The following is a 21,162-nucleotide window of genomic DNA, read 5'->3' as shown; positions in this document are numbered from 1 at the left end:
CGTGCCGGTGTCTGTTCAGCGACGCCATGTCGCAGCGGAGTGGCGTCCTCGGGAGAGTGCGATGGGTCGACGGATTGCAGGGCGTGAGCCGATCGGCTGCGCGATCCGGTGGGCGGAGCCGAGGTCGCGGAACGCGACCTCGATGGTGGGCTTGAACGGGGGCAGCGTGGGTACCGCCGGAACGGGCGGAAGCGGGCGTGCAGCCGGAGGAGAGGTGAGCGCTATGTCCCCAGAGGCGCGGCCTGCGGAGGTTCTCGCGGAAGACCGCATGGTGCTGGAGCAGCTCGGGGCGGTGTTCGCGCGTATGTCGGGCTTGTTCTTGTCGGCGGAGACGGTGAATACGGCGCTGACCTTGATCAGCTCGCTGGCCGCTGAGGTCGTGCCCGGCACGCTGGGAGCCGGGATCACCCGGTCGGACCCTACGGGCGACCGGGTGACCGCGGCGGCTACCGACGAAGTTGTCGAGCGCGCCGATGAGTTGCAGTACCAGCTGGGTTTGGGCCCGTGCTTGACCGCTTGGTCCGACCGCGTCGTGGTGCGTGTCGACGACCTCGGCGCCGACGATCGCTGGTCGGCCTGGTCGAAGAAGGTGGTCGAGCTGGGGCTGGGTTCGTCGCTGAGCGCACCGCTGGTAGCGGGGAAGCGATCGTTCGGTGTGCTGAAGGTCTACGCCGGGCACCCCGGCGCCTACGGGCGGCGTGAGGAGCACCTGTTGAGCATGTTCGCCACGCAGGCGGCCATGCTGCTCGCCAACTCGCGGGCCGCCGAGAACGCCGAGCGCCTCAGCGCGCAGATCGCCGACACCTTACGTGCGCGTGAGGCGATCACCTTGGCCAAGGGCATCGTGATGGCTCGCGACGGGGTCGATGAGCGGACCGCCTTCCTCGCATTGGTCAGCGCCGCTCAGCAACAGCACCTCACCGTGCGACGGATCGCCGAACAGCTCGCCCGGTCCACGGTGCGGCTACGCCGGTGACCTCCATGTGCTGTCCGGAGAGACGTGGTGACGATGCCGCCGGCGCCCCAGGCTGGGCGCAATGAGTGACGACTTCGCCGCCGACCGCGGCCGGGAGCAGCAGCGCAGCCTGTTCCTCGCGTTGAAGGGCGCTGAGCTCTCGCTCGAGCAGCTGTGGCTGCGTTACTTCGGCCTGGGTGGCGTGGCGGGCTACCTCGACATCGACGCCTACGCGCATTCGACCGGCGAGCTGCCACCGCTCGAGCGCGACATCCTTGCCCAAGCGGCCAACGAACGACTCGATGAATTGACCTGGTCGAAGCACGCCACCTTCAGCCGACCGATCCGCGACGGCGAAGCGCCCAACGCGGCATTGTCCGCCCTGTTACAGCTGTTGAAGGGCACCGACCTCGCCCCACCGGACCGGCTCCCCGCCGTCACCGACGCCGCCGGTCAGGCGCTCGGCGTCCACATCACGATCTACCTCGCCGACTACGACCAGCGATACCTGCATCCCATCCCGCCCGGCTTCGCCAACGGCCACGCCGCAGCCACCGAGGTCGAACTCGACATCGACAGCACTCTGGCCGGTCGGGCCTTCCGGCAGGTACAGATGCTGCCCTCCCATACTTCCGGCGGGGCCCGGCTGTGGGTACCGCTGGTGGACGGAGCCGAGCGGCTCGGTGTCCTCCGCGTCGCGGTCGACGACCCCGACGACCTCTACGACCCCGGCCTGCGGATGCAATGCCGGTGGGTGTCGCAACTCGCGGGTCACATGGTCACCTTGGTGTCGCAGTACGGCGACGCCTTCGACCGGATCCGGCTGCGTACGCCCCGCACGGTCAGTGGGGAGCTGATCTGGTCACTGCTACCACCGCTGACCGCGGGGGTGGACAGCTTCGTCGTCACCGGCGTGGTGGAGCCCCGCCACGATGTCAGCGGCGACGCCTTCGATTACGCCCTTTCCGAGGGCACCGCCTCCCTGCTCGTACTGGACGCTGTCGGCCACGACCTGCGCAGTGGCCTGATCACCGCCACCGCGCTGGCCGCCTATCGCGGCGCCCGCCACGCCGGGCGCGGTCTGTTCGAACAAGCGCGCACGATGGACGAGCACATCAGCGACCAGTTCGGCAGCACGGTGTTCGCCACCGCCGTCCTGACCGAACTCGACTTGCGAAGCGGCCGCCTCCGCTATATCAACGCCGGCCACCCCGACCCACTGCTGATGCGCGAGGGGAAGGTCGTCAAACCCCTGCATGCCGGCCACTGCCGTCCGCTCGGGTTGGGTCTGGGAGACCTGCGCGTCGGCGAAGAGGTCCTGCAACCGGCGGACTGGCTGGTCCTCTACACCGATGGCATCACCGAAGCCCGCGACCACACCGGCGAATTCTTCGGTGAGGCGCGGCTGTTCGACTTCCTCCGCCGCGAAGCCGCCGCCGGTTACCCACCTCCGGAGACCGCTCGCCGGCTCATCAAAGCCGTGTTGAGCCATCAGAACGGAGAACTCCAGGACGACGCCACCGTCCTGCTCGCCCGCTGGACTCAACCCCGGCAACTCACTCCATGATCACACCGCACACTTTCGGTCACGAAGGTCGCGGCGAGCCACCGCTTCATCATCGGCCCGCCGGAAATTCTCCCTGGGCGATCTGCTGAGCAGTGGCGTACGCCAGGTGCAGGAAATCGGCGCCGGCCAAAGCCGCCGCGGCGTCTGCCAGCACTCGCGTCGCCCGCGGCGCGAAGACGTGGCCGATGGTCAAGCCGGTGATCGCCCACACGTCGAAGCAGAACGGGCAGCTCAGCAACTCACCGATGCTGTGCTTGATCCCCTCGGTCCCTTTCGGCTCCTCGGCCACTTCTCCGGGCCCGCCGTCGTGCGGGACCGGCTGCATGAACAGGGCACGCACCGGCGCCGTGATCGCGGCCTTGGTCCCCAGACGCGACAGCTTGTGGGCGGCGAACGCGGTCACCACCAGATCGCCGACGCTCATCGCGCGCGGGAGTTTGCGGCCCGTCGCGCTCCCCAGCAGCACGACCGCCAACACCACGGTCGCGTAAGCCACCATCGTGACGACATATCCTCCCAACGGACGACGGTTGGCGGTCATAACCGAGATACCGCCGTCACGTCGTGCACGATTGGAAACGCGTGTCCCACCACTGCCTCCTCCTACACCGAACCGATTCCCTCCCGGCCTACCCTCACCGTGACCCAGCAAACTGCGGTCCGCTCCTCGGCCGAATCACAAGATCGTCGCTGATCGTGACCCGGCTCCGGGTGGGCGGTTCAGCGAGTCAGCCGCAGGTCTTCGCCAGGTGGTCCGTCGCGGCCCGGACTGCGGGGCTCTCCAACGTTGTGGACGATTCCTCCATCAGTTTGGCGGCCTCCTCCAGGCGCGACGGGTTCTTCATCAGCTTGCTGCCCTCGACGAACTTTTCGTAGCCCTCGGCATAGGCGGTCCATCCCGCTTTGGCCTCCGCGGGGGCGGCTGCCTCGATCGCGCGAACTGCGGCGAGCGTCTGCTCGGTGGAGGTGTTCGTGGCTGTGACCGTTGGGCTGAAGTTCTTCCCCGCCGCACAGTAGGCGCTCGTGTCGCCCGAGGAACTGTTCGACCGCCCCGGACTCGACGTCTGCTGGTCGTCACTACTGCCGCAACCGGTCAGCGCGCCGATTACAAGACCCAGAACCACCAGCGTGACTGCGCTACGCATGTACTGTCATTCCTCCCGATCGATGCGGCAGACAGTGGATGATCTTGCCGCGCGGGCGTCACAGTATCGGCACGCGGGACAGGGCCTCAAGGCCGTACATTCAGGGGGTCGGCACGATCTCGTTGTACGAACCCAGCGCCGAGTTCGCCGACTCGGCCGTAGGGACACCGAGTGTCGGTGGGTGTCGGTAGCGTCAGGTGCTGTGGAAGCTGGGGAACGTATCCGGGTGCTCGCGGACCGCATTGTGGCACTGCGCGACGCTTACTATCAGGGCTCGCCGCTGGTCGCGGACGCCGAGTACGACGCGATCGAGGACGAACTGCGTGGCCTGATCGAGGCGCACCCCGACCTCACGCCCGACCCGAATCCGCTGGAGCAGGTCGGGGCGCCCGCAGTGCTGCACGCCCCGGTCCGGCATTCGCGTCCGATGCTGTCACTGGAGAAAGCGACCAAGCCCGAACAAGTCGCGGCGTTCTTCGACCGCTTCCCCGGCCAGCCCGTCGTGGTGATGCCCAAACTCGACGGCCTGTCCCTCGCACTGATCTACGAGCACGGGCGGCTGGTGCGAGCCGTGACCCGAGGTGACGGCACCACCGGCGATGACGTGACCGTGCTGGTCCGCGCGTTGGTCGACGGCGTCCCCGAACGGATCGACGTTCCCGGGCGGGTGGAGGTGCGCGGCGAGGCCGTGATGCTGCGCTCGACCTTCCTCACCTACAACACCGCCCATCCCGACAAGCCGCTGATCAATCCGCGCAACGCCGCCGCGGGCACACTGCGGGCGAAGGACCCGGCCACAGTCTCCGAGCGTCGCCTGCAGTTCTTCGGTTTCGACTTGGACACCCCGGCCGACTCCGCCGCGCTCGACCTGCAGGAGGGCCTGGCGGCACTGGGGATCACAGGCGCGGACATGCGCCACTGCGCCGATGCCGAACAAGCACAGGCCGTGATCACCGCGATCGAGCAAGGTCGCAACGAGTTGGACTACGACCTCGACGGCGCGGTGCTACGGCTGGCCGACCGAGATGCCTACGCTGCGGCCGGGACTCGGTCGAACTCCCCACGTGGCGCGCTGGCATTCAAGTTCGCCGCCGAGGAGAAGACCACGTTGCTGTCCGAGGTGGTCTGGGACGTCGGCAAGACGGGCAAGATCGTCCCGGTCGCGTGGCTGCAGCCGGTGTTCGTGGGCGGCACGACGGTGACGAAAGCGACGCTGGCCAACCAAGAGGTGATCCGCGCCCGCGACATCAAGGTCGGTGACACCGTGCTGGTGCGCCGCGCGGGCGACGTGATCCCGTTCGTGGCGGGCGTGCTCGACGCCTCTCAGCGCACGGGCGAGGAGCGCGAGATCGTGCCGCCCACCGCCTGCCCCTCGTGTGAGCAGCCGGTGACCGAACAGGGCAACAGCCGAGAACTGTTCTGCACCAACGTTTCCTGCCCCGCGCAGACGGTGCGGAGGCTGATCCACTGGGCGTCGCGGGCGGCGGCCGACATCGACGCCATCGGGCAGGTGTGGATCGAACGCCTGGCCGAGGCCGGCATCCTGGAGCGCCCGTCGGACTTCTACACACTGACGAAGGAGCGCCTGCTCGAGTTCGACCGCATCGGCGAGGTCTCGGCCGCGCGCATGATCGACTCGATCGATGCCAGCCGCCGAGTAGGCCTGCGCCGCGCGCTGATCGGCCTGGCGATCCCGATGGCCTCCGACGGCACCGCCGCTCGACTGGCCCGAGCGGGATTCGGCTCCCTCGAGGAGGTCGCCGACGCGGGCGAGGAACGGCTCCTGGCGGTGGAGGACATCGGACCGAAGGTCGCCGCCTCCCTGGTCACGCACCTCACTCGCCTGCGTCCGGAACTGGAACGCCTGCGAGCGGCGGGCGTCTGCCTGGACGTGCGCGAGGAAGACCCTCCCCCGGTCATCGCGGCCGGCGCGCCACTGGAAGGAAAAACGGTGGTGATCACCGGCGCGATCAGCGACCCGCGCTCGGGCGAAAAGGTCGCCCGCCCGACATTCCAACGCCTGTGCGAGAAAGCGGGCGCGACGGCAGCGTCCTCGGTCTCGGCGAATACCGACCTTCTCATCACCGGTGCGGGAGTCGGTGACAGCAAGCTGGCCAAGGCGCGGAAGCTCGGCGTCGAGGTCGTCGATCAGGGCGAGATCTGGAACCTGCTCATCGCTGCCACGATCGTCTAGACCTCGGCGCGCCCTGCCGGGCCGCGCCGTCCGATATGTCGAATGCTCCGGTCATCGGATGGCGGGGGTACGTACGCTCGTTTCGATAGTGAGCCTGCGCCGCAAGCGATCAGGCCCGTCGCTGGATCCTCGGCATCGATGTCGTCGGGCACTCCGAAGCGGGTCGGGATGAGGCACCCGCGGGCAAGAACGGTGAGCCCTACGCTCATTCGGTCGGCACGGCAGCCGGCGCAATCGCAGTGGAGCGCAGCGCGGCCACTTCTGCGCGCAGGGCTTTGATCTCGGCGATGAGTTCGGTGATCTCCCGGTCGGTATTCTCCACATTCGCCTCGACACTCTTCAGCTGATCCATCACCCAGCTGGTGGTGGTGCCGATCGCGAAACTGATCAGGCCGATACCCAAGGTCATCAGGATCAACGAGATCAAACGGCCTTCGGTGGTCACCGGATACACATCGCCGTAGCCGACGGTGGTCACCGACACCATCGACCACCACAGCGCGTCACCGAAATCGTGGATCTTGCTGTCGGTCGCCCCGTACTCGGCGTCGAAGAAGGCCAGGCTGCACAGCAGCAGCAGGAGTATCGAACTGGCCCCGACGAACACCGCGAGCCTGGCTCTGGTCGTCGTGTTCCGGTTCAACGTGCCGATCACGAGCATGGCGGCCCGCAGCAGCCGCAGCGGGCGAAGCGGCGGCAGCACCACGATCAACAAGTCGACCGGGTGGGTGCGCAGGAACCGCGACCGGTTCCCGGACAGCCACAACCGCACCGCGAAATCGAGCGCGAACGCCGCCCAGATCGCCACGTCCACCCGGGTGAGCCAGGCGTCCAGACGAGGTGAGGCCCCGGTATCGAGCACCTGCCAGGCGTAGACGCCGAGGAATACAAGGGCCAGCGCCATCATGGGGATGCCGGCCATCCGCTCCCAGGACTGTCTGCGGGTGAACTCGGCATGTGTGTCGGGCATCGAACTACCTGTATCGCTCTGCTGCGGAATCGGCGACACCGCAGGTCCGGCCGCTCTCAGAGGAGACCGGCCGATCTCACGCTGATTCTCACACGGAACCGCAGCCGCCATGCCGGCCCGCGTCGGCATTACGACGAGGGGCATAGCCGCTGATGTCGACCAGGTCGAGGTCGTCGATCACCAGGAACGCCGTCGCTTGTTCGACCTGATCATGGGTGGGACGGCGGCAGGCCGGGCGACTCGACGAGTCAACGTCCCGCTCGCGCTCGCGATATCAGATCCTCGGCCAATGCCTCGAGCCGGACGGCCGGACCACCTGTCGGGTAAATCCCGCCGACCGCGAAGGCGCCGACGATGGCGAGGTGGAGCTGATCGGCAAGTCGGTCGTCATCGGTGACGTCGAGTCGTGCCGTCAGTGCGCGTAGCCGTCGCGCGAGTTCGTGTTCGTGCTCGGCGCAACGCTGCCGAATTCGCTCCGATTGCTCACTGCTGAATTCCGCGGCTGTGTTGACGAAAGCGCAGCCGCGATAGCCCTCACGCGTCGCCAGTTCCTGGATCCAGGCGAGCTGGGCATCGAGTTCGGACCGCGCGTCGGCGTAGCGCGCCGCGGTCGCGTCCCACTTGGCCCAGAAGTTGTCGTCGCGCCGCTGCAGCACAGCGAGGACAAGGTCGTCCTTGGTGGGGAACCATCGATACAGGCTCGCCTTCGCCATCCCCGCCCGTCGCACGACCTCATCGACACCGATGGCGCGTACACCGTGGTCGTAGAAGAGTTCGGTCGCGATGCCGACGAGCTTGTCGCGCACCGCGATACCGCGTAGCTGCTTGGGCTTCTCGCTCACGCACGCTCCTGCGTGTTCACCACGATCGCGGCCTTGCCGAAGCCGCGGCGATCCTGGACCCATCGCTGGGCATCGGCAGCGTGGGAGAGGTCGAACTCGGCGCCGACCACGACGCGAACCGCGCCCGAATCGACCAGCTCCGCGATCCCCGCGAGTGCCGCGGGGTCGGGTTCCACCAAGCATGAGGCCGCGCGGATACCCCGCTGCGCCGCAACGGCTTTGTATCCCTTGATCGACCATGCGGTCGCCAAGGCGATCGCGCCGCCGGTCGTCACGCGATCGAACAGCGAGGCGCCGAAATCGTGTCCCACCAGATCCAGCACAGCGTCGACCTTCCCGATCGCCGTGACAGCATCCCGATCGGTGTAGTCCACGCAGGTGTGCGCGCCCAATTCGTGCAGTGTGGCGTGGTGATCGGGGCTCGCCAGGGCGGTGACCGTGGCGCCGCGCGCGAGGGCCAATTGCACCGCGACGTGACCCACGCCGCCGGAAGCTCCACCGACCAGAACGTGCCGACCGGCACGTGCCCCGACAGCGTCGAGCATCTGCCACGCCGTCAGCGCGGCCATCGGCAAGCACGCCGCCTCCACGAAGGACGCCGACCTCGGCATCGGCACCAAGTGATACGCGGGAACGGTCATGTATTCGGCGTACGTGCCCGCGGGATAGGGAAACCAGGCCAGTCCGTAGAGGCGGTCGCCAACGGCATGGCGGGTTACTCCGTAGCCCACCGCATCCACCACACCGGCGACGTCCCATCCGGGGATGCAGGGCAGCCGCATGGACTGCTCGTAACCGGCGTTACGGCCGGTGTGCATGTCGATCGGATTTACGCTGGTCGCCCGCACCGCGATGCGGACTTCCCCGGCGGCAGGCTCCGGCCGTGGGACGTCGGCGATCTCCAGTGGGGATCCCCAGTGCTCGTGCCGGGCCGCGCGCATCGTTGTCCTGCTCGGCCGGCGAGCACCGACGATCATGACGCCCGAACCAGGGCGGTAGCGTCGACGCCGCACTGGCGCGCGACGCCGGCGACGTCGAAGTGGAAGCTCTCCCAGCTCACCCGACCGTCGCGGAACCGACACAGGATGAAGACCGGCACCGAGACCCGGTTGCCGTTCGGCACCGCGCCACCGAAGGTGAACGCCGCAGTGAAGGCGATCTCGCCCCAGCAGCACCGCGTCTCACCATCGAGCCCGTGACCATCCAGCCGGACCTCGTAGTCCGGAGCGAACGCGAACCGCCCCGTGATCGCGCCTTCGATCTCGGCGCCGGCATCGCCTACCTTCGCCCCCTGCCTCGATGGGCACTCCACCCGCCGGCTGTCGCGCTGCGGCCGGAATGGGCGCGTGGATGGTTCGATGTCTGGCCCGGCGGGATCTAGGTGATCATCATCCGCGGGGAATGCCGCGACGACATCCACGGAGCCTTCCCCGGCCGCGCCACCTGTGTCATCTGCTACCGCCATGTCCGATGATTTCGTGGATAAGTTCTGTCCGATGAGCGCCGATGAGTTTCGAGCGTGTAGGAGGTCTACCCGTCATGAGGAAACTGATCTACGGGTTCAGTGTGTCCCTGGACGGCTACATCAACGATCGCGACGGCAGCATCGACTGGACCAACCCGGACGAGGAGCTGCACCAGTTCCACAACGACCGCTACCGCGAGATCGAGGTGTCGCTGCACGGCCGTCGCCTGTACGAGCTGATGGCCGAGTACTGGCCGCACGTGCCCGAGGACGCGCCGCGCATCGAGCGTGAGTTCGCCACGCTCTGGACGGAGAAGCCGAAGGTCGTCTTTTCCCGCACACTCACCGAGGTCCACTGGAACAGCACGCTGGTCAGCGAGAACGCGGTCGAGGAGGTCCGCAGGCTCAAGGCCGGAGGCTCTGGCGTCATGGAGGTCGGTGGCGCGAGCCTCGCGGCCTCGCTGATACCCCACGGGCTCATCGACGAGTACCAGCTGTTCGTCTTGCCCGTGGCACTCGGCGGCGGCACACCGCTCTTTCCACCGTTGGACAAGCGCATCCAGCTCCGATTGGTAGAGACGAGGCACTTCGACACCGCGGTGATGCTGCGCTATATCGCCGGCTGAGGTTCTTTCGACCGCAGCAGCCCCACTACCGGACACACGCGGCGCCGGCTCTTTCCCGAGTGCGAAGGTGTGGTGCCGCAATGGGTGTCCAGCATCCTCGAAGCCGATTCATCGACATCACGCGAGGGTCGGTGGAGAATAACGCCGATGCCACGGTCCGTATGTGCACCGAGTAGGGCGGCCGCGGAGGCTCCGACTACCTCAACTGTGGAAACCAACACCTACATCACAACAACTATCGAAGCTGCGTTTTCACAACCTTGCTCGCAGGGCCCGAACCGCGCATCGCCGGGGTAGATCGCGGTTCTAATCGTCGACTCAGGGTGTGGGTATGAAGTCGAGGTCGCGGAGGAGGTTTCGGAGCAATCCGTTGGCGCCGACGCCGAGGGCTGAGCTGAGCAGCATTCCGACTCCGACATCCTGTGGTGTGGCTGTCGGTAGCCAGGAGATGGTTTCGGGTGGGTGATTGACCTTCGACGTCCTGAACTGCCCTACGGGGGACTCTCCCGCGAAGAGGGTGGCGCGCTTGGGTCCGATTGGGATAAGCCGGTACGTGACTCCTCGCACGAGCGCTTCGCATCGGTACGTGCGTCGTCGCAGGCCGCGCTTACCCGCCGAGATGACCGCCCGATCGCTCTCGACCATGAGCGTCACGCTGCGTCGGTTGGTCGCAAGGATCCTTGGTGGCGCCACGCTCGTAGCGAGTCGGCGCGGCAGGCCTTCGTCTTGTACGGTCAGCCGCGGCGCGCCGACAACTTCGACCGTGATACTTCGCGGATACCACAGCTCGGTGAATCGTGCGGCACCGAACCGGCTATGGGTCGGAACCGACCGCAGTGTCGGCTCGGAGGGTAACTCCGGCCCCGTAACCGCCCGTTTCAGGCTCTTCCACATTCAGCGCTCCTGCAATCGAGAACTTTGATCGGCACTGCCGAGCAAGTATTGACATCGACGGTATCCCAACTATCGGGAAGGCTCCGGGGCTCGATGCTGGGCGGGAAGGTACGTCCCCTGCTAGAAGCACTCGGCGGTGCTAGTGAGTGCACCGATGCCTCGGGGCACGGATTCGCGAACTCATAACACGGGACCGCCCCACCTGCTATGTCCGATCGGTTTTGTCGGCCGCGTTGGCGCGGTTGGCGGTGACGGCCCGTTCGAGCAGCGTCGGGTCGGCGAGCCTGTCAGGGTGTTCGAGCATGAACGTTACGTCCCGGAAGGCTTGCGCGACATGCTGGTCGGTGACGGTGGCGGCCGTGATCTGCTCGAGCGCCCACCGCTGGCGCCGTACCTCTTCGGGCACCTCGGCATTGTCGAGAGCGTCGAGCCGGGCAGCGTCGCTTCCGGCCGAAACCTGCCATGCCGCGTCTACCACGACTTGTTGCAGGTCGAAGAACTCTCTCGCGGGCAGGTCGAGGTCCGGCCCTGCCCGCAGATACTCGTTCAAGCAAGAACTGTGCAATGCCGCCGAGGACATACCTTGTCCGAATGCCGGGTTGAACGCGGCAACGGCATCGCCCACACTCACCAGGCGGGCAGGCAGGTTCAGTGGTCCGGCGAAATCCCTTCGGCGACTGTCCCTCTGGTGGTAGGTGACGATCTCGCGGACGAGTGCCCCGCCGACTGCCTCTGGGAACGGATGCGGCATGTGCGCGCACAACTCGCGGAACTCTTCGACGGTTCGCGGCGGTTTGACCGGGTGGTGCGCCATCAACATCACGATCCAGCGCCCGCTCTCGACAGCGCTGGTCACCGACAGCGCGATGCCTCGCGGCCCCCGGCCGGGGGAGTGCTGCACCAGCGTGGTGGCCCAGGAGGGTTCGTCGTCGCGTACGCGATCGAACAGCGCTGTGGCGTAGTTGATTCCGCTGGGTAACCGCTGCAGCGGCGGGCGGTCGAACCCAGCCTGCTCGAGCCAGGCTGAAAGCTGGCTGCCACGCCCCATGGCATCGATGGCGAAGTCGGTCTCGAGCAGGTTCTCGGCGTCATCGACCATGTACCGAACACCGGAGACCGCGCCCTTGTGACTGTCGAAACCGACCGCCCGCCCCCGCTTGATCACCACGTTGGGCAGCGCCAGCACCCGAGCACGTATCCGAGCCTCCAAGAACGGCCGGGTCGCCAGCATCAGCGGCTCGTGCCGGGTCTGCAGGCATGGGTGGGTGTCGAAGTACAGGCTGGCTCTCTCCGGCGCGGCGGGCACTGCGCCCAGCGCATACGCCTCCTCGGCGAAGCCGGGCAGCAGGCGCTCGATCCGCACCAATCCGGCGGGCAAGAGCACATGCACTTGCTGGCCATGCGGGACACCAGAGCTCACCGAGTCGTTCCCCGCGACCTCGTTCCGCTCGATCACGACCACCCGCCGCGCATAGTCGGCGAGCACACGTGCGGCAAGAAGACCAGCGATACTGCCGCCGATCACGCACGCGGTGCCGAAGCGACTTTCAGGTGCGTCCGGTGGGTTCGCCCACAACAGATGCTCGAAGACATCACGGGCAGAGCCACTCACGCAAGTACCCTATGCCCACCGCAGCAGTAATTGCACGACATCACTTCCCAACGCGGGGCAGCTGGATAACTGGAGCCGGCCCCGATCGAGGGCACTGCGCAGGATAAGTCGTCGGTTCACTGACGGCCCACCCTTGGGTGAGGATTCACCCACCGCTGGGGGTGCGCCGACCAGCACCGGGGTTGCTATCGCAAGGGCACCTGCTGGAGGAGGTTGGAACGACCACAGTTGATCTTCTCCCAACCCTCCGAGGAACACGATATGAACCCCTGCACCAACTCGAGTGCCGACTCATGAAAGTGCTGATCGTCGGAGCCGGAATCGGAGGACTTACAGCGGCCTTGAGTCTGCACGCCGCCGGCGTCCGGGCCGTCGTGATCGACAGTGCCATCGAGCTGCGCCCACTCGGGGTCGGCATCAATCTCCTACCACACGCAACCGGCGAACTGGCCGAGCTGGGCCTACAGGAGAGGTTGGCCGAGATCGCCATCCCCACAGCTGAATGCCTGCACCTGGACCGGTTCGGCAACGAGATCTGGCGTGAACCACGCGGACTTGCCGCAGGCCACCCTTGGCCGCAGTACTCGGTTCATCGCGGCGAGCTCCAGATGCTGCTGTTGAACGCGGTTTACGAGCGCATCGGTCCGGCTGCGGTGCGCACCGGCATGCGATTCGAGAACGCGACTCAAAACGCCGACGGCGTCCGTGTCCGGATCCACGATCGCATCCGCGACCGCATCGTCGAGATGCGTGCCGACGCGGTGATCGGTGCCGATGGACTACATTCCGCTGTGCGCGCGCAGCTGCAACCAGGCGAAGGTCCGCCTCTGTGGAACGGCATCCGTATGTGGCGTGGCGTGAGCGAGGCTCGGCCCTTCCTGTCCGGCGCATCCATGGTGATCGCGGGAAGCAACCATGCCGCGAAGTTCGTCGCCTACCCCATTTCCGCGGCGGCCCGACAGCGCGGGCGCGCGCTGATCAACTGGGTGGCAGAGGTCAAGGTTACGGATATGGCCGAGCAAATTCCGGACTGGAACCGGACCGGCCGACTCGAGGACGTGCTGCCGCACTACCGGGGCTGGCAGTTCGACGGCCAGGACGTGGGTGAGCTGATGGCGGCCAGCGACACCATCCTCGAATATCCCATGGTCGATCGGAACCCTTTGACAAGCTGGACCTATGGCCGGATAACGGTCCTCGGCGACGCTGCGCATCCGATGTATCCGGTCGGCTCCAACGGTGGATCCCAGGCCATCGTCGACGCACGCGTGCTGGCGCGTGAATTGGCTGCGAGAAGCGATGCAGTCGCAGGACTCGAGGCCTACGAGGCGGCACGGCGAGAGGTGGTGAACGCCATCGTCCTCGCCAACCGGGACATGCCGGTCGACCACATCCTCCGAAAAGTTGCCGACCGCGCTCCCCATGGCTTCGACCGGATCGAAGAGGTGCTGACCGAATGCGAACTCGACGAGATCGGCAAGGGATACCAACACACCAGCAGGAAGGCGACCCCGATACACCAGTAGATGACCTTGTCGGTAACTCCTGTAGAAGGGTTTCACGAGTTGTCGACAACTTCTCATCGGGTCCACTCGGCCCCGCAACCACGCATGTCGTTGCCACGGACACTCCAGCCGGGAGTCGAGATAGCCAGTGCTGAGTCCAGCCGGGGGGCTCGGCCCGGACAAATCGCGGCCGCTGATTGGAGGGATGAGCACTTATCTCGCCGCCACCTCGATGGGACGGGTCCGGTGATCCGGCCGACCTGTGCGGACCGGCACAGCAGCAGGAGCGGACCTGCGAGGTCAGAGCACGCTGCTGCCGAGGGACAATACGCTACTTCCGGCGCTGAGAAGCAGCGACAGAATCGATAGGAAATTCACTTCGGACTCTCTTTCTCCTGGCCACCGCCAGAGCTTCATTGTCTGGTCCGAGAGGTTTCGGGCACTTCAGCCCGTTGGCGAACCGCTCCGCTGCAGCGTAAGCGCACTCCGGTTCGGTGGTCGCGTTGCACTCCCCACGTCTGACAACAACGGACACCGAGCCATTTCCTGGGCGGCGCATTCCGCACGACCAGTGAACCTGCGGGTATCCAACTCACGCAGAACGCTGTGATTCCGTAGCGGTGACAGCGCAATACGGCCCGTGGGTGCGACGGCACACGGGCCGCTTCGAATGGACAAGCCGAATCCGCGCTCTCGGGGGTCGCAATAGCTTTCGCGCAAAATCATTGGATATGGACATACCCCCGGGTTACCCGGTCCGGAGGTATGACTACTTTCTCGGTGGCGAAGATTTCCATGAGGCCCACCCGGCCGCCGCCGAGCTGCCGCAGTGGGTTCGGCTGCATGTCATCGACTGACCGCCCGAGCCGATACTCACGCCCTGCGGAATACCGGCATTGATCGCCGGTGTCTGTCGTGCTGCTGTGCCTGGGCCCTGGCTGCCCAGGCCTGGTTACAGGTGTAAGTGGGTACGCGACCACGGTGGGTTCTCGCCGTCGCCTGGTTGTGAGGTTCAGTGCGCGACTTCGTGGACGACGGCTTCGGCGCGTACGTGCAGGACCTCCTGCAGAACCATCCTCGACATCGCCATGTTCGACAGGTGTCCCTGCAAAGTGATCACCACGTGCGCTGCGGCGCGGCGGCATTCCTGGATCAGATCGGCGAACGCCGGTGGAAGCAATCCGCCCTGCGGCGGCGGTTCGTGGAACACGGCGGCCAGCTCGTAGCCCAGCGACCTGGCGGCGGCGCGCAACGTGTCCTCGCCAAGGTCGCGGTCGCGGTCGACGATCAGGTCATCGCGTAGATACCCGTAGGCAAGGGGGAGCAGTGCAGTCATCATAGGAACCAGTTCTGCATCGACGACCACCGGAAGGCACCCGCCTCCACCGGCCGAATGGATATGTTCGCCGCAGCCTCGCCCGCAAAGCCGGGGCCCGGCACCCGGGACACCACGTATCCGATCGACGACCGCGACCCCCTGGGCGTCGTTGCCCGATCGGCTCCACTGCGCTGTGCACCACAGGGTCGCTATCGTCCCCGACGGGCATCGACCACCCGATGGAATCCTGCCCACCGGCACCCGTACCCACCGACACCTCCAACCGTCCTCGCATAGGTAGACAACCCACATCCGAAACTCTCAGACCACTACCTACCGGCAGCTGCCGCAACACGGACACCCGTCGAACGTGCGTGCGGAGACTGCTCGTCCGGGTGCTCCTCACACATCGGGTTGCCGCGATGCCGGCGAACTGGCCTGGCAGGTAAGTGATGACGCCGTCCCCGATTCAATGGTGACGGCATCACCAACGTGGGAGCGAATGTGGCCTCGAGCTGGAGTGCTGACGCCGCGGCCACAATCCTGTTACGTCCTCTCGTGGAATGTGTCGACGTGTTGTGAACCTGCAGGTGTCACCGACAGGTCGCTGACCAGGGCTTTTCCGGGCGGCCGGGCGGAGGGATCGACACCCCGCTCGGCTGCAGGGAACGCCCAGGTCATCAGTCCTTTCGGTACACTGGCCTCAGTGCCGCGTCACCACCGCGGTCACCACTTCGCTTCTCGAGGCACCAACGCGTCGACCGACGTCGACCACCGAGGAGCTTCTTGGATGCCCACACCTCGCCCCCGGCCGCGCAAGGACGGCACGGTCAACTGGCAGGTCCCCTTCCACTACTACGACACCGACGGCACCCGCCGGCAGTCCTCGCGATCCTTCGATGACTACGCCAAGGCCCAGTGGTGGCCGGCCTGATCGACCGCGTCGGGATCGATGAGGCGCTGAAGGTCGTCGAGACCGAACAGGAAGCCGAGTTCGGCACGGTGCTGCTGGTCGAGTGGCTGACCAAGTACGTCAACAGTCTGACCGGTGTCCAGGACGACGGCCGCCGTAAGTACCTGGCCTACATCCGCAACGACATCATCCCGTTCTTCGGTGAGCGCGCACCGTTGGACGCGGTCACTCAGGACACCGATGCCGCCTGGATCGTCTATCTGCAGCAGGACAAGGGCAACGCACCCAAAACAATCTCCGACAAGCACGCCATCCTCAGCGCGATGCTACGCGCCGCGGTCGAACAACGACCCGTACCGCTGCTGCCCTACAACCCCTGCGCGGGGATGCGGCTTCCGCGCCACGACTGGGCGTAGATCGACGTCTTCGACAACGACGAATGGGGAACTGTTCGAGCAGCTGCTGCTGGCGCGCAGAGACCTCCGGCTCCTGCGTAACAAAGCACTATGGCGTGGCGCCGACCCCGACGACCTGCTGGCCGGGTACGGCCCCGGGATCCGTACGCTCAGCGGCAAGGTTCTGACCCCGTACACTTTGCGCCACACCGGCATCTCGTGGAAATTGCAGGACGGTGTCCCGATCTTCGTCGTGTCCCGCGACGCCGGGCACGAATCGGTCAATACGACCGACCGCTACTACGGCCACAACGATCGCAAGGCCAGTGAGTCAGCCGCCCAGGTCATCGCGGGCCGACTGCCCAGAGTGCGCGCCAGCATGCTCAGGATCGCCGCCTGAGCGGCGCCGACGTCAAACCTTCTGGCGCCACAGCGGATTTCTCAGATGCAATGCACGCGGGATAGATTCGAGTCGTCAACTGTTTGAGCGATCGGACGGTAGGCGCGAATACCCCTGAACGAGCCCCGAACCGCCGCAGACCGGTTCGGGGCTCATTCGGATTCTGCAGCCCTGATCGGTAGTCGCCTGGTCGGGTAATCGCTCGATAACGGCTGACTGGTGACTTTTGGTGGAATCGTTCGAGGCCCGACCCCCGGACACGCCGAAAGGTGGGGCCCTACCCGAAGACCGAGTGAGTTCTTCTGCCACAGCCACAAAGGCTGCACCCCGGACCCACTCGTCACCCGGATACGGTGGCGGTACCGCGATCGACCAGGCATTGGCGATGGCCCCGGAACTCGCTCAGGCGGGTGTTCCGGGGCCGTTTGACTGTAGTGGTGCTGCAGTCGCGGCTCGAAGGCGGTTATCGGGTTGTGGGGTGCGGGGACGAGGGTGATGCCCAGGTCGACGGTGCTGCCGCCGTCGGCGAGATGCTGGGTGACGACTCCGGATGGGGTCCTCTCCGCGCCGGATCGCCGGGTGTGCAGGGACACGTGGGGAGGTTGGGAGCGCGGGCCGGAGAGACCAGCACCCACAGCGGGATGTCGTCGAGGTGGGTGGGGTCCTGGTTGTTGTGGGTGTATCCGATGGGGCCGATGCGGTCGAGGATTTCTTGCTGGCCGGCGACGAGTCCGCGTCGTTTGAGCCGCTGCGCCATTTCGCGTTCGGTGGCGCCGGTCGCGGCGACCAGATCCTCCCAGATCGCCCGCCCAGCACTCCGATCACCGCGCCGGAGGCGAAGACCAGCAGCAGCGCGTCGCGCCGTGCCACGGCCATCGATCCTGTCGGCTCCTCGACTACCTCGCTCACACGCCGAGACGGTACGGATCTGAAGCGGCCTCACCGCCCCCGGCCCGGGGGAGGTCAGGATCCGCCGACACCAGAATCCAGACAACTCGGGGTCGACGTGGTCGATGTGTATCCACGTTCAGTCGGGCGGGCGCGCCCCGCCGCACACGACTACATCGCCGGGTATCTCGGTACACACCAACCTTCCGGCCTCGCCTCGAACCAGCTGTTCCAAGGACCGTCTCATTACCAGGGTTTCGAGACGCTGCCGGGTATCGGTCGCTGTGAGCGCGCGACACCGTGTGTCAGGTGGCGTGTCAGACCGATGTCAGGCCGATGTCAGCCGGTCCGGCGACTGTATTCCCATGAGCAACGCAGCGACCAGCAGCAACACGACCGAATCGATGTGGACCGGCATGGTGCCGGTCGAGGACACTGCACTGGCGGTGACCGACTCCGGTGGCTCCGGCCGGCCGGTCGTCTACCTCAACGGCGCCTACGCCGACCAGTCGCACTGGAAGAAAGTGATCGCCGAACTCGGCCCCGGCTACCGACACATCACCTTCGACGAGCGGGCCCGCGGCAAATCGAAGCAATCCGCGGATTACTCCTTCGAGGCATGCCTGCGAGACATCGATGCCGTGCTCGCGGCCCGGGGTGTGCAGCAGCCGATCATCCTGGTGGGCTGGTCCTACGGCGGGGTGCTGAGCTGGCACTGGGCCGACCGGAACCCCGGCCGCGTCCTGGGAGTGGTGACCGTGGACGCCTTCCCGTACGGCCTGACCGGCGAGGAAGGCGCCGAGCGGATCCGCAAACTGTTCCACAAGATGCGTTTCCTGCTGCCACTGGCGCGCCCGTTCGGTATGGCCGCGCGGATGAGCGCCGCCCAGCATGCCGAGTCCAATATCGAACTCAACGAGATCGCCGCCGCCAGCGTGCCGGTCCTCGAACGCGCGGCCCGCCCGGTGCGGTTCGTTCTGGCCACCGGACAAAGCCTCGGTAGCGAGAAGGACGAGATGGAACAGGGCCGGGCCATACTCGACCCGGTCATCGCGCACAACCCGAACGTCACGATCAGCGCGAAAGTCGCCAGTAACCACTCCAAGATCCTGCGCAAGGATTCCCCCGCGGTCGCCGATGCTGTCCGCGAGACCGCAGCGGTCTGACCGTCATCCGCTCGACGGGCATCCGCGGAACTGCGAATGCCCGTCGAGCCGGCGCAGCGCGTGGAGCAGGCATCCGAGGTGCTGAGCCGGCACTGGGCCGACCCGTGCCCAACAATTGATCATTTTATGGACATCGGGGGAAGTCGCAGCCATGGCGACGACACGACGAGCTGTTTCGCCGCCGAGCTGGTGCTATCCAGCGGCGGGCACTCGCTCGGACACCGCAGCGCGCCGCTTGGGGGCCCGGTACGCGCGAGCCACGCACGCAGGGAGCCGTCGGCCGCCGCATGCCGCGCGACCTATGCCCCGGCGGCCCAAAAGTCGATCCTCAGCTATAGCGGCCGCTATCTGGTCGCAGGCCCCACGCCCGAACCAGTGGAGGGAACCTGGGACTCACCTCGATTCCTGGTCATCGAGTTCCCCGACATGGATCGGGTTCGGCAGTGGTACGACTCGCCGGAATACCGGCAAGCCCGTCAGATACGAGAAGGCAAAGTTCGGGTGCAGATGTTGTTCGCCGAGGGCGCGCCGCCCAAGGGCTTCTCTCTCCTAGCCTGATCGCGCCCCACACGACCCTCAGCGATTACCTGCCCCTTTGACCGACAACCCGCGTGCGGCGGCGGTCGCGTGGGGGTGTGCTGACGCCTTCGGGTGTCTGTCTCATGTTCGGAAGGTTGTGCGAGCATGCGTTTTTCATTCCTCGAACAAGTGGTTGAAGCTTGCGGTATACCTGCGGGGTACTGACCGAGCTCGACCCCACGAGGAGAACCCTGCTGTGTCCGACGGCTTCATCGATCTGCGTGCCGATGTGGCGCACCCGGCCCGGATGTATGACTACTTCCTGGGCGGTAAAGATTTCTATGAGGCCGACCGAGCCGCCGCTGAGCAGGCACTGCGGGAGTTTCCGGCGGTTCGGTTGACGGCGCGCACCAACCGCGAGTTCATGCGCCACGTCACTGGCTTTCTCGTCGGGCAGGGGGTTCGCCAGTTTCTCGATATCGGCACCGGTATCCCCACCGAGCCCAACCTGCACCAGGTCGCCCAAGGCCTGGCACCGGAATCGCGGGTGGTGTATGTCGACAACGACCCGGTCGTGCTCGCGCATGCGAGGGCGCTGCTGGTGAGCACGCCCGAGGGCCGCACCGCCTACATCCAGGCCGATGCCGCAGACCCGGCGGCCATCCTCGCCGCGCCGCAACTGCAAGCGACGCTGGATTTGTCGCAACCGGTGGCGGTGTCGCTGATGGCCGTGCTGCACTTCGTGCCCGGCGATGTTTACGACGTCGTCAACACTCTGATGGCCTCGCTGGTGCCGGGTTCTTATCTGGCGATGTCGCATGTCACGACGGACTTCGACGCCGGGTCTGATGATCCCGAAGGAATGGCACGGCTGTTGCAGGTCTATGCCGATCGCGGGATTCCCGTGCGGCCGCGCACCCGGGGGGAAGTCGCACGATTCTTCCAGCATCTGGAACTGGTGGATCCCGGTGTCGAGGTGATCCACCGATGGCGCACCGGCGGCATCCAGCCTCCGCGAAGCCACGACAAGAAGGTATCGCTCTACGGCGCCGTCGGCCGCAAACCCTGATAGCGACGTCAACCCATTGCCCAGGGGCACTGGTAAGGGCTGGTGGACCGTCCCGGCACCCACACGCGCCGCCGAACTGACCCAGTCCGCCGCCGCGGTCCACATCGAGGGCGACCTCGTCATCGCCCACGGCCCGAGTGTCGGTGGGGGTAGGGGCTGAAAGTCACAGTCTGACGCCTGGCTGAAAGCCGCGGTGCCGTCACAGGTGGATGGGTTGCTGGGTTGGGGCAGTCCAGAATGGTGGAGTGGTTTTCTCCAGGAGGTGGGAGGAGTTCTTCCGTAGCTTCGTTCGGCGGGTGGGTTCTGTGGGCCCGGGCGTGGGGAAGGCTACAGCGCTGAAACCCAACGCGGTGAACAAGGTCAAGAGGTGCTCGGCAACCCTCGCGCCGGTAACCCCGTGCCTCAGAACCCGCACCTCGAGCGTTTGCAAGCGCTGGCAGAGGCACAGGGTGTCAAACTCGCCGCGACCGAGGTCCGGCGACTAGTTGTACTGACCACGGACGTTGGTAGCGGCGTGTCGGGCTGACATGGCGAAGACCTCCGGGTGAAGTGCGAGCTGTCTAGGAACGCATTCACCTGCCGGAGGTCTTCGTGAATCTCCTATGTCAAGCTGCGGCCTCGTGGCAAGTGGTGTGGGGCTTGGTTTGCTGGAGCCGGTGGTAGACGACGTCGGCGAGATGACGTTTGAGTACTCGCAGTGCTTCGGTTTTGGAGTTGCC

At 66.2% G+C, this 21,162-nt stretch carries 20 protein-coding genes; 12 read left to right on the top strand and 8 right to left on the bottom strand.

Going from position 1 to position 21,162, the window contains the following annotated elements; translation table 11 throughout:
* Window positions 1-223 precede the first annotated feature (223 nt).
* The gene (locus GVY39_RS00095; protein ID WP_159919180.1) at window positions 224-976 is read left to right on the top strand and encodes a GAF and ANTAR domain-containing protein; all 753 of its coding nucleotides are present in this window, start codon (window positions 224-226) and stop codon (window positions 974-976) included.
* Between the two features lie 61 nt (window positions 977-1,037).
* Window positions 1,038-2,522 carry a PP2C family protein-serine/threonine phosphatase gene (locus GVY39_RS00090; protein WP_159919178.1) on the top strand — a complete coding sequence of 495 codons (1,485 nt, stop codon included), beginning with the start codon at window positions 1,038-1,040 and terminating at the stop codon, window positions 2,520-2,522.
* A gap of 49 nt (window positions 2,523-2,571) precedes the next feature.
* Here the strand turns inward: GVY39_RS00090 and GVY39_RS00085 are convergent, their stop codons facing one another.
* The gene (locus GVY39_RS00085) at window positions 2,572-3,021 is read right to left on the bottom strand and encodes a DUF1360 domain-containing protein (RefSeq protein WP_236565225.1); all 450 of its coding nucleotides are present in this window, start codon (window positions 3,019-3,021) and stop codon (window positions 2,572-2,574) included.
* A 229-nt stretch (window positions 3,022-3,250) separates the two neighbouring features.
* Window positions 3,251-3,667, bottom strand: a complete 417-nt coding sequence (locus GVY39_RS00080) for a hypothetical protein (protein WP_159919174.1) — start codon at window positions 3,665-3,667, stop codon at window positions 3,251-3,253.
* Between the two features lie 202 nt (window positions 3,668-3,869).
* On the opposite strand from GVY39_RS00080, the gene ligA reads away from it, so the two are divergent.
* Window positions 3,870-5,861, top strand: coding sequence for an NAD-dependent DNA ligase LigA (gene ligA, locus GVY39_RS00075; protein ID WP_159919172.1), 1,992 nt, complete (start codon window positions 3,870-3,872; stop codon window positions 5,859-5,861).
* Window positions 5,862-6,066: 205 nt separating this feature from the next.
* Here the strand turns inward: ligA and GVY39_RS00070 are convergent, their stop codons facing one another.
* The 4 genes from GVY39_RS00070 to GVY39_RS00055 all read right to left on the bottom strand — a co-directional run bounded on the left by GVY39_RS00070 (window position 6,067) and on the right by GVY39_RS00055 (window position 9,093).
* Window positions 6,067-6,831, bottom strand: coding sequence for a potassium channel family protein (locus tag GVY39_RS00070; protein ID WP_159919170.1), 765 nt, complete (start codon window positions 6,829-6,831; stop codon window positions 6,067-6,069).
* A gap of 248 nt (window positions 6,832-7,079) precedes the next feature.
* Window positions 7,080-7,673: a TetR/AcrR family transcriptional regulator gene (locus tag GVY39_RS00065; RefSeq protein WP_159919168.1), complete on the bottom strand. Its 594-nt coding sequence runs from the start codon at window positions 7,671-7,673 to the stop codon at window positions 7,080-7,082.
* Complete coding sequence (locus GVY39_RS00060; RefSeq protein WP_236565224.1) at window positions 7,670-8,614, bottom strand: NADP-dependent oxidoreductase; 945 nt, start codon at window positions 8,612-8,614, stop codon at window positions 7,670-7,672. The genes GVY39_RS00065 and GVY39_RS00060 overlap by 4 nt, the downstream gene beginning before the upstream one ends.
* Before the next feature lie 32 nt (window positions 8,615-8,646).
* Complete coding sequence (locus GVY39_RS00055) at window positions 8,647-9,093, bottom strand: hypothetical protein (RefSeq protein ID WP_159919164.1); 447 nt, start codon at window positions 9,091-9,093, stop codon at window positions 8,647-8,649.
* Window positions 9,094-9,212: 119 nt separating this feature from the next.
* On the opposite strand from GVY39_RS00055, the gene GVY39_RS00050 reads away from it, so the two are divergent.
* A complete protein-coding gene (locus GVY39_RS00050) occupies window positions 9,213-9,764 on the top strand; it encodes a dihydrofolate reductase family protein (RefSeq protein WP_159919162.1) in 552 nt (183 codons plus the stop codon).
* Between the two features lie 1,099 nt (window positions 9,765-10,863).
* Here the strand turns inward: GVY39_RS00050 and GVY39_RS00045 are convergent.
* The gene (locus tag GVY39_RS00045) at window positions 10,864-12,270 is read right to left on the bottom strand and encodes an NAD(P)/FAD-dependent oxidoreductase (protein ID WP_159919160.1); all 1,407 of its coding nucleotides are present in this window, start codon (window positions 12,268-12,270) and stop codon (window positions 10,864-10,866) included.
* A 293-nt stretch (window positions 12,271-12,563) separates the two neighbouring features.
* On the opposite strand from GVY39_RS00045, the gene GVY39_RS00040 reads away from it, so the two are divergent.
* Complete coding sequence (locus GVY39_RS00040; protein ID WP_159919158.1) at window positions 12,564-13,796, top strand: flavin-dependent oxidoreductase; 1,233 nt, start codon at window positions 12,564-12,566, stop codon at window positions 13,794-13,796.
* A gap of 710 nt (window positions 13,797-14,506) precedes the next feature.
* Window positions 14,507-14,632, top strand: coding sequence for a hypothetical protein (locus GVY39_RS34920; RefSeq protein ID WP_255466057.1), 126 nt, complete (start codon window positions 14,507-14,509; stop codon window positions 14,630-14,632).
* A gap of 155 nt (window positions 14,633-14,787) precedes the next feature.
* Here GVY39_RS34920 and GVY39_RS00035 read toward each other — a convergent pair whose 3' ends face one another.
* On the bottom strand, window positions 14,788-15,111 hold the full coding sequence (locus GVY39_RS00035; protein WP_159919156.1) for a hypothetical protein: 324 nt from the start codon (window positions 15,109-15,111) through the stop codon (window positions 14,788-14,790).
* A 772-nt stretch (window positions 15,112-15,883) separates the two neighbouring features.
* Between GVY39_RS00035 and GVY39_RS00030 the strand changes: the two genes are divergently transcribed.
* The 6 genes from GVY39_RS00030 (at window position 15,884) to GVY39_RS00005 (ending at window position 20,443) form a co-directional block, all read left to right on the top strand.
* Window positions 15,884-16,027: a hypothetical protein gene (locus tag GVY39_RS00030; RefSeq protein WP_159919154.1), complete on the top strand. Its 144-nt coding sequence runs from the start codon at window positions 15,884-15,886 to the stop codon at window positions 16,025-16,027.
* Window positions 16,015-16,422: a phage integrase SAM-like domain-containing protein gene (locus tag GVY39_RS00025; protein WP_159919152.1), complete on the top strand. Its 408-nt coding sequence runs from the start codon at window positions 16,015-16,017 to the stop codon at window positions 16,420-16,422. Before GVY39_RS00030 ends, GVY39_RS00025 begins: the two co-directional genes overlap by 13 nt.
* 178 nt (window positions 16,423-16,600) lie before the next feature.
* Window positions 16,601-16,801: a hypothetical protein gene (locus GVY39_RS00020; protein ID WP_159919150.1), complete on the top strand. Its 201-nt coding sequence runs from the start codon at window positions 16,601-16,603 to the stop codon at window positions 16,799-16,801.
* Window positions 16,802-18,054: 1,253 nt separating this feature from the next.
* Complete coding sequence (locus GVY39_RS00015; protein WP_236565223.1) at window positions 18,055-18,855, top strand: alpha/beta fold hydrolase; 801 nt, start codon at window positions 18,055-18,057, stop codon at window positions 18,853-18,855.
* Window positions 18,856-18,891: 36 nt separating this feature from the next.
* Window positions 18,892-19,413 carry a DUF1330 domain-containing protein gene (locus tag GVY39_RS00010; protein WP_201295119.1) on the top strand — a complete coding sequence of 174 codons (522 nt, stop codon included), beginning with the start codon at window positions 18,892-18,894 and terminating at the stop codon, window positions 19,411-19,413.
* Between the two features lie 217 nt (window positions 19,414-19,630).
* Entirely contained in the window at window positions 19,631-20,443 is an 813-nt protein-coding gene (locus GVY39_RS00005) for an SAM-dependent methyltransferase (protein ID WP_236565222.1), read from the top strand.
* The last annotated feature ends 719 nt before the right edge of the window (window positions 20,444-21,162 follow it).

The organism is Nocardia sp. CY15, assembly GCF_009829295.1.
Taxonomy (GTDB): Bacteria; Actinomycetota; Actinomycetes; order Mycobacteriales; family Mycobacteriaceae; genus Nocardia; species Nocardia sputi.
The sequence above is the reverse complement of the archived record's forward strand: the minus strand, read 5'-3'. Positions and strand labels throughout refer to the sequence as shown.

Excerpts from the sequence above, each read along its gene's own strand:
- GVY39_RS00095 (WP_159919180.1), top strand. The coding sequence starts at position 224 with ATGTCCCCAGAGGCGCGGCCTGCGGAGGTTCTCGCGGAAGACCGCATG.
- GVY39_RS00090 (WP_159919178.1), top strand. The coding sequence starts at position 1,038 with ATGAGTGACGACTTCGCCGCCGACCGCGGCCGGGAGCAGCAGCGCAGC.
- GVY39_RS00085 (WP_236565225.1), bottom strand. The coding sequence starts at position 3,021 with ATGGTGGCTTACGCGACCGTGGTGTTGGCGGTCGTGCTGCTGGGGAGC.
- GVY39_RS00080 (WP_159919174.1), bottom strand. The coding sequence starts at position 3,667 with ATGCGTAGCGCAGTCACGCTGGTGGTTCTGGGTCTTGTAATCGGCGCG.
- GVY39_RS00070 (WP_159919170.1), bottom strand. The coding sequence starts at position 6,831 with ATGCCCGACACACATGCCGAGTTCACCCGCAGACAGTCCTGGGAGCGG.
- GVY39_RS00060 (WP_236565224.1), bottom strand. The coding sequence starts at position 8,614 with ATGCGCGCGGCCCGGCACGAGCACTGGGGATCCCCACTGGAGATCGCC.
- GVY39_RS00050 (WP_159919162.1), top strand. The coding sequence starts at position 9,213 with ATGAGGAAACTGATCTACGGGTTCAGTGTGTCCCTGGACGGCTACATC.
- GVY39_RS00040 (WP_159919158.1), top strand. The coding sequence starts at position 12,564 with ATGAAAGTGCTGATCGTCGGAGCCGGAATCGGAGGACTTACAGCGGCC.
- GVY39_RS34920 (WP_255466057.1), top strand. The coding sequence starts at position 14,507 with ATGGACATACCCCCGGGTTACCCGGTCCGGAGGTATGACTACTTTCTC.
- GVY39_RS00035 (WP_159919156.1), bottom strand. The coding sequence starts at position 15,111 with ATGACTGCACTGCTCCCCCTTGCCTACGGGTATCTACGCGATGACCTG.
- GVY39_RS00030 (WP_159919154.1), top strand. The coding sequence starts at position 15,884 with ATGCCCACACCTCGCCCCCGGCCGCGCAAGGACGGCACGGTCAACTGG.
- GVY39_RS00015 (WP_236565223.1), top strand. The coding sequence starts at position 18,055 with ATGAGCAACGCAGCGACCAGCAGCAACACGACCGAATCGATGTGGACC.
- GVY39_RS00010 (WP_201295119.1), top strand. The coding sequence starts at position 18,892 with ATGCCCGTCGAGCCGGCGCAGCGCGTGGAGCAGGCATCCGAGGTGCTG.